Consider the following 14,713-nt stretch of genomic DNA (forward strand, 5'->3'; position numbering starts at 1 on the left):
CGTGGTTTTTACACGCTGAGATAGCGTTCGCGGATGGTTGGGTCCGCCTTCAGTTCGGCGCTCGTGCCGCTCCAGGCGACCTGGCCCTTTTCCACTACCACATGCCTGTCGGCCAGGACTTCCAGAGCCTCGACATTCTTGTCGACCACGAGGATCGACTGGCCGTCGCCTTTTAGCCGCTCGAGGCAGGCCCAGATCTCGGCGCGGATCAGCGGGGCCAGTCCCTCCGTCGCCTCGTCGAGGATCAGGAGTTTCGGATTGGTCATCAGCGCCCGGCCGATGGCCAGCATCTGCTGCTCGCCGCCGGAGAGCTGGTTGCCCATGTTGGAGCGTCGCTCCTTGAGCCGCGGAAAGAACTCGTAGACCCGCGACAGGGACCAGCCGGGCGTCGCGCCGAAGCGGTTTGCGGAGGTGGCGACGAGGTTTTCCTCCACCGACAGGGTCGGAAACACCTGGCGGCCCTCCGGCACCAGACCAAGCCCGCACTGCGCGATACGGTAAGAGGGAGCGCCAGTGAGGTCGTTGCCCTCGAAGCGGATCCGGCCGCTATTGGCGGGCATCATTCCCATGAGCGTGCGGATGGTCGTCGTCTTGCCCATGCCGTTGCGGCCCATCAGCGTGACGACCTCGCCAGTGCCGACGGCAAAGCTCATGCCGAACAGAACCTGCGCTGCGCCATAGGAGGCCTCGATGCCCTCCAGTTCCAGAAGATGGCTCATCAGGCGGCCTCCTCGCCGAGATAGGCTTCCCGCACCTTGGTGCTGGCGCGGATCTGGTCCGGCGTGCCGGTCTCGATGATCTGTCCGTAAACGAGGACCGAGATGCGGTCGGCAAGCGCGAAAACCGCGCTCATGTCGTGCTCGACAAGGAGCATCGCATAACGGCCTTTCAACTGGCCGAGGACCTCGACCAGGCGGTCGGTCTCCTCACGCCCCGTGCCGGCCATCGGCTCGTCGAGCAGCAGCAGCTTGGGCTCGCAGGCCATGGCGATGGCGAGCTCCAGCGCGCGCTTTTCGCCATGCGACAGGATGCCGGCCGGCAGGTCCGCGCGATGGTCGAGCCCCAGTTCGGCAAGGCAGGCGAGGGCGCGCTCGTTGAGGTCGCGGTCGCGCGATACGTTGCGCAGAAAGCGGAACGAGTGGCCCTGTTTCGCCTGCAGTGCCAGTGCAACATTCTCGCGGGCCGTGAAGGTCGGCAGGATCTCGGTGATCTGGAAGGAGCGTGCCAGGCCAGCGCGCGCCCTTGCATGCATAGGGAGATGGGTCACGTCCTCGCCGGCGAAGCGGATGCTGCCGCCATCCGGGCGCAATGAGCCGGAGATCTGGCCGATCAGCGTGGTCTTGCCGGCCCCATTCGGGCCGATGATCGCGTGGATCTCGCCGGGCAGCACGTCGAGCGATACGTGGTCGGTGACCTTGAGCGCGCCATAGGCCTTGGTGAGGTCCTGAAGCTGCAGGATCGGATCAGCCATTCTTGCGTCCTCCGCCGAGCATTGCGGTCAGGCCGCCCTTGCCGAACAGCACGACCAGCACGAGAAGCGGGCCGAAGATCAGCCGCCAGTGTTCGGTGAAATGCGCAAGCACCTCCTCCAGGATGAGGAAGCTTGCGGCTCCGACGATGGAACCCGCGAGCGAGCCGAGGCCGCCCAGGACCACCATGACGATGAGCTCGCCCGACCGATGCCAGGACATGTAGGCCGGCGACACGAACTCGGCCGCATTGGCAAGCAGCGCACCGGCAACACCGGCCATCATGCCGGCAATCACATAGGCGACCAGCCGGTACCAGTAGGGGTCGATGCCGACGGCCCGCAGCCGCATCTCGCTCTGCTTGGCGCCCTGCAGCACCCGGCCGAAGCGGGAGGCGACGATGACCCGTGCGATGACATAGCTCAGCAGCAGCATGCCGAGGACGACATAGTAGAACGTCGTCCGGTCGCCGAGGACGGACGCGCCGAAGATCTCGGTGCGGCCCCAGATGGTCAGCCCGTCGTCACCGCCATAGGCCGACAGCGAGGTCGCCGTGTAATAGGCCATCTGTCCGAAGGCGAGGGTGATCATGATGAAGTAGACGCCGCGCGTCTTCAGGCTGATGGCGCCCGTAACCGCGGCGAACAGCCCGCAGACGAGCAACGTGACGGGTAGCGAGATGGTCACGTCCCAGTAGCCGTGCTCGGCGAGAATGCCGACGCTGTAGGCGCCGAGGCCGAGATAGGCGGCATGGCCGAAGCTGACGAGCGCGCCGAAGCCGAGGATCAGCGACAGGCTGACGGCGGCGATGGCGAACACCATTACGCGGATTGCGAAGAAGACGAAGAACGTGTCGTTCATTGCGCTGGCCACCGGCGGCAGCAGCGCGAACAGGATGAACGCGACGGCGGCAATCAGCGTTTCGCGGGAACGTCGCGGAGCCATAGGTGCTGCACTCGTTGCGGGCTCGCTCGTGGAGGCGGGACTTGCGGTCATCGGCTCAGCCTCCACGCGCCGGGAACAGGCCGGTCGGCCGGAAGAACAGGACCGCAGCCATCAGGAGATAGATCAGCATCGAGGCGATGGCCGGGCCGACGCTGTTGGCGGCGGACGGCGACATCACCAGCTTGGCGATATCGGTGGCAAAGCCCCGGCCAAGCGTGTCGACGAGCCCGACGATCAGCGCGGCGATGAAGGCGCCGCGGATCGAGCCGATGCCGCCGATCACGATGACCACGAAGGCCAGGATCAAAAGATTGTCGCCCATGCCCGGCTCGACCACCAGGATCGGCGCGGCGAGGATGCCGGCAAAGCCTGCGAGCATCGTGCCGAAACCGAAGACCAGCATGAACAGGCGGCGGATATCGACGCCGAGCGCGGCCACCATCGGCGCATTGGTGGCGCCGGCGCGCACCAGCATGCCGGCACGGGTGTGGGTGACGAGGACGTAAAGCACGGCAGCGACGACCAGGCCGGCAACGATCAGGGCGATGCGGTAGACTGGATAGAGCAGGCCATCCATCAGCTCGAAGGAGCCGCTCAGCAAGTCGGGCATCGGCAGGGTCAGCGGAGTAGATCCCCAGATGGTGCGGACAGCCTCATTGAGGAAAAGGATGATGCCGAAGGTCGCGAGCACCTGGTCAAGGTGGTCCCGGTCGTAAAGATGCCGGAACACCAGCAGCTCGAGAACCAGCCCGACGACGAGAGCGCCCAGCACGCCGAACAGCAGGGCACCCCAGAAGGTGCCGGTTAGGCTGTATCCGGTGACCGCGAGATAGGCCCCGAGCATGTACTGCACGCCGTGCGCCAGGTTGATGAAATCCATGACGCCGAAGACCAGCGTCAGGCCCGCAGCGATCAGGAACAGCAGGATGCCGAGTTGCAGGCCGTTCAGGGTCTGGACGGCAAGAAGGGTGGCGCTCAACGGACCGGCCTCGTCGGTTGCGCAAGCATTGCGATGGGATGGGGTCGGGCGAAAATCCCGCCGGGGCGTGCACAGGCCCCGGCGGGGAACTGCATCAGTTCATTCCGCACTCGCCGACATAGGCGTCGATCTTGTCGTCGAACACCATCTCGACGGTCTCGGTCGCATACTTGCCGTCGTCGCGCTTCACGGCTTTCACCACGTACACGTCCTGGATCGGGAAGTGGTTGGTGTTGAACTTGAAGTCGCCGCGCACGCTCTCGAAGGGAGCTTCCTTCATCGCAGCCATGAGCTTGGCCTTGTCGGCCTTGCCGCCGGCCTTCTTCACGGCGCCGTCGATCAGGCGCGCCGCGTCATAGCCCTGCGAGGCGTAGATGGACGGAACGTAGCCGTATTCCGCTTCGAAGGCAGCGACGAAGGCCTTGTTGGCCTCGTTGTCGAGGTTCGGTGCCCACTGCGCGCCCGACAGCAGGCCGAGTGCGGTGTCCTGGGTCGCCGGCAGCGTCGTCTCGTCGACGGTGAAGGCCGACAGGAACGGCACCTGACCGGCGAGACCTGCCTGGGCATACTGCTTGACGAGGTTGACGCCCATGCCGCCCGGCATGAACACGAAGACGGCGTCCGGCTTGGCCGCTGCGATCTTGGTCAGCTCCGAGGAGAAGTCGAGCTGGCCGAGCTGTGTGTACATCTCGTCGACGATTTCGCCCTTGAAGTAGCGCTTGAAGCCGGCGAGCGAGTCCTTACCGGCCTGGTAGTTCGGCGCCATGATGACCATGCGCTTGTAGCCGGCATCCTCGGCATACTTGCCCATCGCCTCGTGGTTCTGGTCGTTCTGGTAGGACGTGGTGAAGAAGTAGGGCGAGCAGGCCTTGCCGGCGATCGGCGAGGGGCCAGCATTGCCGCCGACAAAGATCTTCTCGGCATCGATGATCGGCTTGTAGACGGCCATCATCACGTTGGAGAAGACGATGCCGGCCAGCATGTCGACCTGGTCGCGCTCGATGAGGCCGCGTACCTTGGTCAGAGCCGCATCCGGCTTCAGCTCGTCATCGACCACCTGAACCTCGGTGTCGAGGCCGCCGAGCTTGCCGCCCGCCTGCTTGACGCCGAGCAGGAAGCCGTCGCGCATGTGCTCGCCAAGCGCGGCCGGCGGGCCGGACAGCGTGGCGAGGAAACCGATCTTCAGGCTTTCGGCCTGAGCGGCCATGCCGGTCAGGCCAAGTGCCGCTGCGGCAACTGCCGCCGTGAACATACGCTTCATTGTAGTCTCCCCTCAGGACCGCCCGCATCGAGGCTCTGCGGCCCCCTGCGTGCATCTGGATGGCATATGGTCGTTATCGCGGTTGTTCCGCCGCTTCCGCTCTCCCGGCGGCCTGGAAATAGTTTAAGCCTAAAATATTTCCTCTGTGAAGCCCCGTCATGCACGGACGCGCAAGTTAAGCATGCGGAAAGCGGAAACCGAATAGGCTCCAAGGTGTTTCCGGCAGGCATTTTGTGGTTGCGTTGAGGGCAGGGCAGCCTGAGGAGCGGTGAAGATGGCGATACGGTGCGGGAAAGGGAATGCAGGCCAACGAGCCGCGGCGCTTGCCGGCGCGCTTGCATGCCTGCTGTCGATGTCGTCGGCGGGCCGCGCTGATTCCGGTCCGGAACCGGTCGATCCGACTCGCTCGCAAGCCTGTATCGACATGGCATCCGACTTTGCCGATCAGGACACGCCGAGAGGGCCGGATGCGGACGATGTTGCCGCGGCCGGCATCGACGGCGCCATCGTCGGTGGTCTCGCAGGGCGCGACCGTTTCGGCGCGGGCTGGAGCCCTGGAGGCGCCGCGCGCGGCGCACGAACGGCCGGCGGCATTGTCGCGCTGCAGGGGCTCGGCCGGGTGAACGCGGAGGCGTGGCAGGCAGCCTTCGACAAGGCCTACGCCGCCTGCATGGCCGGAGAACCGCGCCCGCTGACCCGCCGGGAGCGCTGCCGGTCGACTGGCGTCGTCTCGGGAGGCGGGCAGCTGGGCGGCGTCGCGGTCTCATCGCGTCGGGGTTGCGACTGACGTCCTGCCCGTATCAAGCTTTCCGGTCGCCGTCTGTGGATGCCTGCGGCCCTTGCTGGACCAGCCAGCGCAACAGCCATTCCAGCGGGCCCTGACGTCCCGTGCGCTGCCAGGCGAGGGCGAGGAGGATCTGCGCGACGTTGATGCCGAGTGCGACCATCAGAAGCTGATGGTGCTCCATCGATCCGAACAGGCCGAAACCGAAGCCGTAGAAAACGACCCCGCAGATCACCGTCTGGCCGATATAGACGGTGAGGGGGATCTTGCCGACCGCCACGAAGGGCGCGAGCAGGACCCGTCCCGCGCCGCCGCGCGCCAGCAGATTGGCCAGGCCGATCAGGCCCAGACCGATCAGCAGTCGCCGAAGATTGTAGAAATAGGCATCCCACGATCCGAGCGACCAGCTCTCGAATCCGGGAATCGCGTTGGTGCCATGGACCAGGAAACCGAGGAGGATGCCGCCCGAAAGGCCGGCGAGAGCCATCGCCGCGTACTGCCCTGCGGTCCAGCTGCCCGAGAAGGCTCCCAGGCGATACAGGGCCATGCCGAAGAACATCATCGCGCCGACATCGAGAATGTGGTCGGTGAAGAACAGCGTTGTCTGCTCCTGGAATGTTTCGGGAGCAAGGTTGCGAACCACTTCGGTATAGCCGGCTAGGCGTTCATCCATCTCCGCCAGAGCCATGCGCTCCAGCTCCTCGAACATGGCCGCCTCGTCCTCGCTCTCCTGCTGTTCCGCTTCCTGCTGCGCGTTGTCCTGGGGCGGTGCCAACGGAGGCTGGCCGGCGACATTCGGCTGCGCGCCGGTTCCCTCGTCCGGCAGCACCTGCTCGCTCTGGGCCGCCTCGAACGCATCGCTCGAGATCTGGTCGAGCGACAGGCCCGTCCCGTCCTTCAGCGAGGAGATTGCGAAGATCACGAGGGCGATGGCCAGCAGCTTGCGGCCCGACAGATTGCGGAAGACGAAGAGGAACATGCCCAGAAGACCGTAGACGTAGAGCACGTCATGCGGCCACAGCAGCAGATACCCATGGATGATGCCGAAGGCGATCAGCCACATCAATCGGCGGAAATAAAGGTCGGCTGCCAGCAATCCCCCCGGATTGCGGGCGTGCCGCTCCATCAGCAGGATCGCCGTCGCGCCGAAGATCAGCGAGAACAGCCCGCGCATGGTTCCGTCTACGAAGATGACGACGAACAGCCAGGAAGCGACATTCGAGACGACGGCCTCGCCCCATTCCTCGGGCAGGGAGAAGGCGACCGCCGGCATGCCGAAGACGAAGATGTTGCGCCACAGGATGCCGAGGGCCGCAAGGCCGCGCAGGGCGTCCAGCACGACCAGCCGGCTCGACCCGGTCGCGCTTGCGGCCGCATCGATGCTGGTCCGACGGATGCTTTGATCCACGGTGTGATGTCCGGAAAGGAGAAAACTTGCGCGACTGCTTACTCCCGGGCGCCGAGTCGCACAAGCGTGATTGCAAAGGGCGCGGCCTGCTGCCGCAGGTCGCGCCCCGATCAGTCCGCCAGGTTTTCCGCCTTATTCCGCGGCTTCGCGGTAGGCCGGGTTGTGCGTCTTCGGCTTCGCCTTGAGCTTCAGCTCCTTCAATTCCTCGCGAGCACGCTCGGCATTGCGCAGCAGCTGGAACTTGCCCGGCTGGTACTGTTTCGGCGCGAAGATGTCGCCGACGCCATAGTCGCCAGCCGCGCGCAGGGTGAAGGACGGGTCCGCCAGATGCGGCCGTCCGAGCGCGATCAGGTCCGCACGCCCAGCCGCCAGGATCGTGTTGGCCTGATCCGCCGAGGTGATGGCGCCGACCGCCATGGTGGCGATCTCGGCCTCGTTGCGGATCTGGTCGGCGAAGGACGTCTGGAACATGCGGCCGTAGACGGGCGAACTCGCCGGGCTGGTCTGTCCGGTGGAGACGTCGATGAGATCGGCTCCTGCCTGAGCGAAGGCGCGGGCGATCACGACGCTGTCGTCGCCGGTGATGCCGCCCTCGATCCAATCCGTCGCCGAGACGCGGACCGACATCGGCTTGTCCTTCGGCCATGCCGCCCGCATCGCCTCGAACACCTCCAGCGGATAGCGCAGGCGGTTCTCGATGGAGCCGCCATATTCGTCGTCACGCTGATTGGTGACCGGCGACAGGAAGCTTGCCAGCAGGTAGCCGTGGGCGCAGTGCAGCTCGATCATGTCGAAGCCGCAGGCGATTGCCCGCTCGACGGCGGCGACGAAATCCGCCTTCACCGCATCCATGTCCGCGCGGTCCATCGCCTTCGGCGTCTGGCTCTCCGGATAGTAGGGCAGGGCAGACGCCGACAGGATCGGCCAGGCCTCGCCTTCGGGCAGCGGGCGGTCCATGCCCTCCCACATCAGCTTCGAGGCACCCTTGCGCCCGGCATGGCCGAGCTGCAGGCAGATCTTCGCATCCGACTGTCCGTGGACGAAGTCGACGATCCGCGTCCATGCACTCTGCTGCTCGTCGGTCCACAGGCCGGCGCAGCCCGGCGTGATGCGCGCGGTCGGCGATACGCAGGTCATCTCGGTGAAGACGAGGCCGGCGCCGCCCATGGCGCGCGAGCCGTAGTGGACGAGGTGGAAGTCCTGCGGCATGCCGTCGACGGCCGAATACATGCACATCGGCGAGACGACGAAGCGGTTCGCGACCTGCATCTCGCGCAGGCGCAGCGGCTGGAAGGCGGGCACCGTCGGGTTCTGCGTGTCGACGTCGAGCCCGGACGCCTTGACCTTCTCGGCAAAGGCGCGGGTCGCGGCCGCCACGAAATCGGGCGCGCGCAGCTCCAGATTGTCGTAGGTGATCGCCTTGGAGCGGGTCATCACACCGAAGGCGAAGGTCACCGGGTCCATGTGCCAGTAGCGCTTCACGTGCTCGAACCAGACCAGCGACACGTCCGCCGCATGCTGGGTCTTCTCCACCTCCTCGCGGCGCGTTTCCTCGAAATGGGCAAGCGCATCGGCAATGGTCGGCTTGCGCATGACGCTCTCGTAGAGCGCAATGGCATCCTCCATGGCCAGCTTGGTGCCGGAGCCGATGGAGAAGTGTGCTGTCGATTTGGCGTCGCCCAGCAGCACCACATTGCCCATCGTCGTGCGGGCGTTGCGGATCATCGGGAAGTTGCGCCACATCGAGCGGTTGATCAGCAGCTTGTGGCCGTCGAGCTCCTCCGCGAACACGCCTTCCAGGAAGTCGGCGGATTCCTGCTCCGACATCGCACCGATGCCGGCCTTCTCGAAGGTCTCCGGATCGGTCTCCAGGACCCAGGTCGAGCGGCCCGGCTCATACTGGTAGGTGTGAGCGATGAAGATGCCGTGCTCGGTTTCCTTGAAGTAGAAGGTGAAGGCGTCGAGCGGCTTGGTGGAGCCCATCCATGTGAACTTGTTCGGGCGCATGTCGACGGACGGGCGGAAGTGGTCCCGATGCGCCTCGCGCACCGCCGAATTGATGCCGTCGGCTGCGACGATCAGGTCGGCGTCGGGGAACTGTTCGATACCCGGCACGTCCGCCTGGAAGTGCATCTCCACACCCAGTTCGCGGGCGCGCTCCTGCAGGAGCAGCAGCAGCGTACGGCGGGAGCAGCCGCAGAAACCGTTGCCGCCGACACGGAAGCTCGCGTCCTTGTAGTGGATCGCGATGTCGTCCCAATAGGCGAAGTTCTCGGTGATGGCGCGATAGCTCTCGCGGTCGTATTTCTCGAAGGTTTCCAGCGTCTGGTCGGAAAACACCACGCCGAAGCCGAACGTATCGTCCGCCCGGTTGCGTTCGTGCACGGTGATGCGGGCCGACGGGCGCGCCTTCTTCATGAGGATCGCGAAATAGAGCCCTGCCGGGCCGCCGCCGATGACCTCGATACGCATGACCAGATCCTTCCCTGTCCGTTCTCGGTTTGCGGGACATCGCCGCCGGCCGGATTTCCGCTGGCCTCCCGTCAGGCCGGCGTGCCGCCGGTATCGGGTCGCCGCATGGATGCGCTTGCGTCCCCCTCGCAGATATTTTAAGCTTAAAATAATTCGGGACGCAACGTCGTTCTGGTGGTGCGGCAACGACCGGAAAATTTCGGGGAGAGGCATGGCGAAAGAGGCTCCGTTTCACGGCCGTCACGCCCTGGTAACCGGGGGAACGCGCGGTATCGGGCTTGCCATCGCCCGTCGGCTGATTGCCGGGGGCGCGTCCGTCACCATCCTTGGCCGCAATGCCGAGCGGGCTGCTGCAACGGCGCAGGAGATCGGTGCTGCGGGTTTTGCCGCCGCCGATGTCACCGACCGGGACGCCTTGACGGAAGCGCTTCGCAAGGCCGAAGCGGAGCAAGGTCGGATCTCCATCCTCGTCAACAACGCGGGGCAGGCGGAGAGCGCTCCCTTCCTCAAGACGTCGCCCGAGCGCTTCGAACGGATGTTCTCCCTCAACCTGATGAGCATCGTGAACGCCTGCCATGCGGTCCTGCCGAACATGATCGAGGCCCGCGAGGGGCGCATCGTCAATGTCGCCTCCACCGCCGGGCTCAAGGGCTATCGCTATGTCTCGGCCTATGTGGCCGCCAAGCATGCGGTGATCGGCCTGACGCGGTCCCTGGCACTGGAAACGGCCGAAGCCGGCGTGACCGTCAACGCGGTCTGCCCGGGGTTCGCCGACACGGATCTCGTGCGCGAGAGCGTTGCCAGGATCCGCGAAAAGACGGGCCGCGAAGAGGCGGACATCATCGCCGACATGGTTCGCGACAATCCGCAGAAGCGGCTGATCGACCCGGATGAAGTGGCCGACACGGTTGCCTGGCTGGCGGGAGAAGCTGCCCGTTCGGTGACGGGGCAGGCGATCGCGGTCGCCGGCGGCGAGGTGATGTGAGGGCGTGCAGATGGATGAGAGCGGAAATGGCGGCATGACGGAGAGTGGGGCGGACGCCGCCGCGATCCTGCTCGACGCGGAAACCCGCGTGCACGGCGACGACCATCGTGCGGAGCTGCGCCTCTGGCTGCGCCTGCTGACGCTGACGAACCTGATCGAAAGCGAGATCCGCTCGCGGCTGCGCGGTGAGTTCGACGTGACGCTGCCGCGTTTCGACCTGATGGCGCAGCTGGAAAAGGCGCCCGAGGGGCTGACCCTTGGCGATCTGTCCCGGCGCATGATGGTCTCGGCCGGCAATGTCACGGGCCTTGTCGAGCGTCTCGTCCAGGACGGGCTTGTCGAGCGCCGCCCGGCGCCGGGAGACCGGCGTTCGGCTCTCGTCAGCCTGACGCCGGAAGGGCGCTCCGGCTTCGAGGCGATGGCGCATGCCCATGGCGACTGGATCGGCGACCTGTTCGCGGATCTTTCCGATGCCGACATCGACGACCTGATGCGCCTGTTGGGACGGGCGAAGACATCGGCACGCACTGCCGCCGACCCGACACGCACAACGACTTCCACCGACAAGGAGCCGTCCAATGGCTGATGCCGCCGTTTCCGCCCCGCACGCTGGCGCGCAGGAGACCTATTCGATCACGCTGCCCGTGCGAGAGTATCAGCCGACCCATTTCCGCCTCGACGTGGACGGCAAGACAGCGGTGATCACACTGAACCGCCCGGAGCGCAAGAACCCGCTCACCTTCCATTCCTATGCGGAGTTGCGCGACCTGTTTCGCGCCCTGCAGTTCGACGAGGAAGTGAAGACGGTGGTGGTCACTGGCGCCGGCGGCAACTTCTGCTCCGGCGGCGACGTGTTCGAGATCATCGAGCCGCTTCTGTCGCGCGACATGCCCGGACTGCTGCAGTTCACTCGCATGACCGGCGAACTGGTCAAGGCGATGCGCGCGTGTCCGCAGCCGATCGTCGCGGCCATCGACGGCGTCTGCGTCGGTGCCGGCGCCATCGTCGCCATGGCGTCGGACCTGCGTGTCGGGACGGCCGGCGCCAAGGTCGCGTTCCTGTTCAACCGGGTGGGCCTTGCCGGCTGCGATATGGGCGCTTGCGCCATCCTGCCGCGGATCATCGGGCAGGGGCGTGCCTCGGAGCTTCTCTATACCGGCCGCGTCATGAGCGGCGAGGAGGCCGAGCGTTGGGGCTTCTTCAACCGTCTGGCGTCGTCCGAAACCGTTCTCGATGAGGCGAAGGCGCTCGCCGACAGCCTGTCCGCCGGCCCGACCTTCGCCAACGCCATGACCAAGCGCATGCTCCACATGGAGTGGGATATGTCGGTCGACCAGGCCATTGAGGCCGAGGCGCTCGCGCAGGCGGTCTGCATGAAGACCGAAGACTACCGCCGGGCCTTCGAGGCCTTCGCAGCGAAGCAGAAGCCCGTCTTCGAGGGCAATTGACGCGCCGTCGTCGAGGAGGAGCATGCGATGACCGACCTGAGCTTTCTCGAGTGGCCGTTCTTCGATGACGGACATCGGGCTTTCGCCGCGCGGGTGGAGGCCTTTGCCGCCGCCGAGGTCGCCGGCCTTGCCGACCATCACGACGTCGACGGTTCCTGCCGCCGGCTGGTCGCAGCCCTTGGAAAGGCAGGCCTCCTGCGTGCGGCCGTGCCGGCCTCCCATGGCGGCCTGCATGAGCGGCTGGACGTTCGCAGCCTGTGCATCGCCCGGGAAACGCTGGCCCGCTACAACGGTCTCGCCGATTTTGCCTTCGCCATGCAGGGGCTGGGAACGGGCTCGATCACGCTTGCCGGCTCCGACGAGTTGAAGGACCGCTACTTGCCGCCGGTCATGCGCGGCGAGAAGATCGCGGCATTTGCCCTGTCCGAGCCGGAGGCCGGATCGGATGTGGCAGCCCTCGCCACACTCGCCGAGGCCGACGGGCCGGATCATGTCCGCATCACCGGCGAGAAGACGTGGATCTCGAACGGCGGCATCGCCGACCACTACGTCGTTTTCGCCCGCACCGGCGAGGCGCCGGGCGCCCGCGGGCTTTCTGCCTTCGTGGTGGACGCGGATGCGGCCGGGTTCTCCGTCAAGGAGCGGATCGACACGGTCGCGCCGCATCCGCTGGCGACCCTGTCCTTCGATAGCGTCCGGGTGCCTGTTTCGGCGCGTCTCGGCCGGCCGGGGGAGGGCTTCAAGGTCGCGATGGCGACGCTCGACATCTTCCGCTCTACCGTCGGTGCAGCGGCGCTCGGGTTTGCGCGGCGGGCACTGGCCGACACGCTGGAGCACACCACCAGCCGCCAGCTGTTCGGGGCGCCGCTTGCCGACCTCCAGCTGACGCAAGGGGCGCTCGCCGACATGGTCGCCGACGTCGATGCGGCTGCGCTGCTGGTCTATCGCGCCGCTTGGACCAAGGACATGGGCGCGCCGCGGGTAACCCGCGAGGCGGCGCTCGCCAAGATGGTGGCGACCGAAAATGCCCAGAAGGTGGTGGACCGCGCGGTTCAGCTTCACGGCGGCCATGGCGTGCGCGTCGGCTGCAAGATGGAAGAACTCTACCGCGACGTGCGCGCCCTGCGCATCTACGAGGGTGCAACCGAAATCCAGAAGATCGTGATCGCCCGGCAGGCGATTGCCGACCATGCCGCCCGCCGCTCCTCCGCGGTGGCGGCCGAATGACCATAAAACGCGCCGGAAACCGGCCGCCCCAACCTTCCACAGGAGTGCCGAATGGCCCGCTCAGCCCACACCGACACTTTCGCGGCGGACAATCTGCCACCGCGTGAGCTCTGGCCCGACTTCATCAATCTGGAAAGGCTCGGCTATCCCGAGCGCATGAATTGCGCGGTCGAGTTGATCGACAGGAACGTCGCGGAAGGCCGCGGTGACAAGCTGGCCCTCGTTTCCCCGACCGAGCGCTGGACCTATGCGGAACTCGCCGAAAAGGTGAACCGGATCGCCAATGTGCTGGTTGCCGACTTCGGCTTGCAGCCGGGCAACCGGGTGCTCCTGCGCTTTCCCAACACGCCGATGATGACGGCGGTCTATTTCGCCATTCTGAAGGCCGGCGGCATCGTCGTGGCCACCATGCCGCTGCTGCGCGCCAAGGAACTCGCCGTCATCGTCGACAAGGCCGAGTTGTCGCTCGCTGTCTGCGACCATCGTCTCGCCGAAGAGATGGAGCTGACCCGCGGCCGCACCGACAGGCTGACGACGATCCTCTATGCCGGCAGCGGCGACGAAGGCTCGCTGGAGCGCCGCATGGAATCCGCCTCGCCGGACTTCACGGCCTGCGATACCGCCGCGGACGATGTCTGCCTGCTCGGCTTCACCTCCGGCACGACGGGCGTTCCGAAGGCGACGATGCATTTCCATCGCGACATGCTGGCGATCTGCGACTGCTATTCGCGCGAAGTGCTGCGCCCGCAGGAAAGCGACGTGTTCATCGGCTCGCCGCCGCTCGCCTTCACGTTCGGGCTCGGTGGCCTCGTGCTGTTTCCCTTCCGGGTCGGCGCGACGGCGATCCTGCTGGAGCGCGCCGGACCCGACGATCTGCTGAAGGCGATCCCGGAGATGCGCCCGACGGTGATATTCACCGCGCCGACCGCCTATCGAGCGATCCTCGCCAAGAAGGGCGATGCGGATCTTTCCTCCTTGCGCAAATGCGTGTCGGCCGGAGAGGCGCTGCCGAAGGCGACCTGGGACGACTGGCAGGCGGCGACCGGCATCCGTATTCTCGATGGCATCGGCGCGACCGAGATGCTGCACATCTTCATCGCCGCGCGCGAGGACGAGGTGCGCCCCGGAGCAACCGGAAAGCCCGTGCCCGGATACGAGGCCAAGGTCATCGGGCCGGACGGCAACGAAGTGCCGGACGGCACGCCCGGGCGGCTCGCGGTGCGCGGCCCCACCGGTTGCCGCTACCTCGCCGATGATCGCCAGACCGCCTATGTGATCGATGGATGGAACGTCACGGGCGACACCTATATTCGCGATGCCGATGGCTACTTCTGGTACCAGGCGCGCTCCGACGACATGATCGTCTCGTCGGGCTACAACATCGCCGGTCCTGAGGTGGAGGGCACGCTGCTCGCTCATCCGGCGGTTGCCGAATGCGGTGTGGTGGGAGCGCCGGACCCGGACCGCGGCCGCATCGTCAAGGCCTATGTGGTGTTGAAGCCGGGCGTTGCCGGCGACGCGGCCCTGGTCAAGACGCTGCAGGACTACATCAAGGCGGAGCTCGCTCCGTACAAATATCCGCGCGCCATCGAATTCGTCACCGCGTTGCCGCGCACCGAAACCGGCAAGCTGCAGCGTTTCGCTCTGCGCGAACTGGCTGCAGGAGAAGGCGAACCGCCGGCCGCAAGATCCGCCGCGTCTTGAACGCGAACAATTGAAGATCGGGACCTGGAAG

13 protein-coding genes are annotated in these 14,713 nt (G+C 66.0%); 6 read left to right on the top strand and 7 right to left on the bottom strand.

Annotated elements, in window-relative coordinates:
* Positions 1-8: 8 nt before the first annotated feature.
* The 5 genes from GH266_RS21560 to GH266_RS21580 all read right to left on the bottom strand — a co-directional run bounded on the left by GH266_RS21560 (position 9) and on the right by GH266_RS21580 (position 4,654).
* Positions 9-719 (bottom strand): ABC transporter ATP-binding protein, encoded by a 711-nt coding sequence (locus GH266_RS21560; RefSeq protein WP_158195668.1) that lies wholly within the window; start codon positions 717-719, stop codon positions 9-11.
* On the bottom strand, positions 719-1,471 hold the full coding sequence (locus GH266_RS21565; protein ID WP_158195669.1) for an ABC transporter ATP-binding protein: 753 nt from the start codon (positions 1,469-1,471) through the stop codon (positions 719-721). Before GH266_RS21565 ends, GH266_RS21560 begins: the two co-directional genes overlap by 1 nt.
* The gene (locus tag GH266_RS21570; RefSeq protein ID WP_199270401.1) at positions 1,464-2,414 is read right to left on the bottom strand and encodes a branched-chain amino acid ABC transporter permease; all 951 of its coding nucleotides are present in this window, start codon (positions 2,412-2,414) and stop codon (positions 1,464-1,466) included. Before GH266_RS21570 ends, GH266_RS21565 begins: the two co-directional genes overlap by 8 nt.
* Positions 2,415-2,469: 55 nt before the next feature.
* On the bottom strand, positions 2,470-3,393 hold the full coding sequence (locus GH266_RS21575; RefSeq protein WP_158195671.1) for a branched-chain amino acid ABC transporter permease: 924 nt from the start codon (positions 3,391-3,393) through the stop codon (positions 2,470-2,472).
* A 94-nt stretch (positions 3,394-3,487) separates the two neighbouring features.
* On the bottom strand, positions 3,488-4,654 hold the full coding sequence (locus tag GH266_RS21580; RefSeq protein ID WP_158195672.1) for an ABC transporter substrate-binding protein: 1,167 nt from the start codon (positions 4,652-4,654) through the stop codon (positions 3,488-3,490).
* A gap of 424 nt (positions 4,655-5,078) precedes the next feature.
* Here GH266_RS21580 and GH266_RS21585 point away from each other — a divergent pair, with 424 nt between their 5' ends.
* Positions 5,079-5,441, top strand: a complete 363-nt coding sequence (locus GH266_RS21585; protein WP_158195673.1) for a hypothetical protein — start codon at positions 5,079-5,081, stop codon at positions 5,439-5,441.
* Between the two features lie 13 nt (positions 5,442-5,454).
* On the opposite strand, the gene GH266_RS21590 is transcribed toward GH266_RS21585, so the two are convergent.
* Positions 5,455-6,846, bottom strand: a complete 1,392-nt coding sequence (locus GH266_RS21590; protein WP_158195674.1) for a DUF418 domain-containing protein — start codon at positions 6,844-6,846, stop codon at positions 5,455-5,457.
* Between the two features lie 132 nt (positions 6,847-6,978).
* Positions 6,979-9,318, bottom strand: coding sequence for a bifunctional salicylyl-CoA 5-hydroxylase/oxidoreductase (locus tag GH266_RS21595; RefSeq protein WP_158195675.1), 2,340 nt, complete (start codon positions 9,316-9,318; stop codon positions 6,979-6,981).
* Positions 9,319-9,529: 211 nt separating this feature from the next.
* Here GH266_RS21595 and GH266_RS21600 point away from each other — a divergent pair, with 211 nt between their 5' ends.
* From GH266_RS21600 to GH266_RS21620, 5 genes are read left to right on the top strand one after another with little or no spacing between them, the layout of a single operon-like run.
* Positions 9,530-10,303: an SDR family NAD(P)-dependent oxidoreductase gene (locus GH266_RS21600; protein ID WP_158195676.1), complete on the top strand. Its 774-nt coding sequence runs from the start codon at positions 9,530-9,532 to the stop codon at positions 10,301-10,303.
* A 10-nt stretch (positions 10,304-10,313) separates the two neighbouring features.
* Positions 10,314-10,889 (top strand): MarR family winged helix-turn-helix transcriptional regulator, encoded by a 576-nt coding sequence (locus GH266_RS21605; protein ID WP_244953732.1) that lies wholly within the window; start codon positions 10,314-10,316, stop codon positions 10,887-10,889.
* The gene (locus GH266_RS21610) at positions 10,882-11,751 is read left to right on the top strand and encodes an enoyl-CoA hydratase family protein (RefSeq protein WP_158195677.1); all 870 of its coding nucleotides are present in this window, start codon (positions 10,882-10,884) and stop codon (positions 11,749-11,751) included. Before GH266_RS21605 ends, GH266_RS21610 begins: the two co-directional genes overlap by 8 nt.
* Before the next feature lie 27 nt (positions 11,752-11,778).
* The gene (locus tag GH266_RS21615; protein ID WP_158195678.1) at positions 11,779-12,978 is read left to right on the top strand and encodes an acyl-CoA dehydrogenase family protein; all 1,200 of its coding nucleotides are present in this window, start codon (positions 11,779-11,781) and stop codon (positions 12,976-12,978) included.
* A 51-nt stretch (positions 12,979-13,029) separates the two neighbouring features.
* Entirely contained in the window at positions 13,030-14,682 is a 1,653-nt protein-coding gene (locus GH266_RS21620) for a benzoate-CoA ligase family protein (RefSeq protein WP_158195679.1), read from the top strand.
* Positions 14,683-14,713: the final 31 nt, after the last annotated feature.

It is taken from the genome of Stappia indica, from assembly GCF_009789575.1.
Taxonomy (GTDB): Bacteria; Pseudomonadota; Alphaproteobacteria; order Rhizobiales; family Stappiaceae; genus Stappia; species Stappia indica_A.

Coding starts and splice junctions, on each gene's coding strand:
- GH266_RS21585 (WP_158195673.1), top strand. CDS start 5,079: ATGGCATCCGACTTTGCCGATCAGGACACGCCGAGAGGGCCGGATGCG.
- GH266_RS21615 (WP_158195678.1), top strand. CDS start 11,779: ATGACCGACCTGAGCTTTCTCGAGTGGCCGTTCTTCGATGACGGACAT.
- GH266_RS21560 (WP_158195668.1), bottom strand. CDS start 719: ATGAGCCATCTTCTGGAACTGGAGGGCATCGAGGCCTCCTATGGCGCA.
- GH266_RS21620 (WP_158195679.1), top strand. CDS start 13,030: ATGGCCCGCTCAGCCCACACCGACACTTTCGCGGCGGACAATCTGCCA.
- GH266_RS21570 (WP_199270401.1), bottom strand. CDS start 2,414: ATGGCTCCGCGACGTTCCCGCGAAACGCTGATTGCCGCCGTCGCGTTC.
- GH266_RS21580 (WP_158195672.1), bottom strand. CDS start 4,654: ATGAAGCGTATGTTCACGGCGGCAGTTGCCGCAGCGGCACTTGGCCTG.
- GH266_RS21600 (WP_158195676.1), top strand. CDS start 9,530: ATGGCGAAAGAGGCTCCGTTTCACGGCCGTCACGCCCTGGTAACCGGG.
- GH266_RS21605 (WP_244953732.1), top strand. CDS start 10,314: ATGGATGAGAGCGGAAATGGCGGCATGACGGAGAGTGGGGCGGACGCC.
- GH266_RS21610 (WP_158195677.1), top strand. CDS start 10,882: ATGGCTGATGCCGCCGTTTCCGCCCCGCACGCTGGCGCGCAGGAGACC.
- GH266_RS21565 (WP_158195669.1), bottom strand. CDS start 1,471: ATGGCTGATCCGATCCTGCAGCTTCAGGACCTCACCAAGGCCTATGGC.
- GH266_RS21595 (WP_158195675.1), bottom strand. CDS start 9,318: ATGCGTATCGAGGTCATCGGCGGCGGCCCGGCAGGGCTCTATTTCGCG.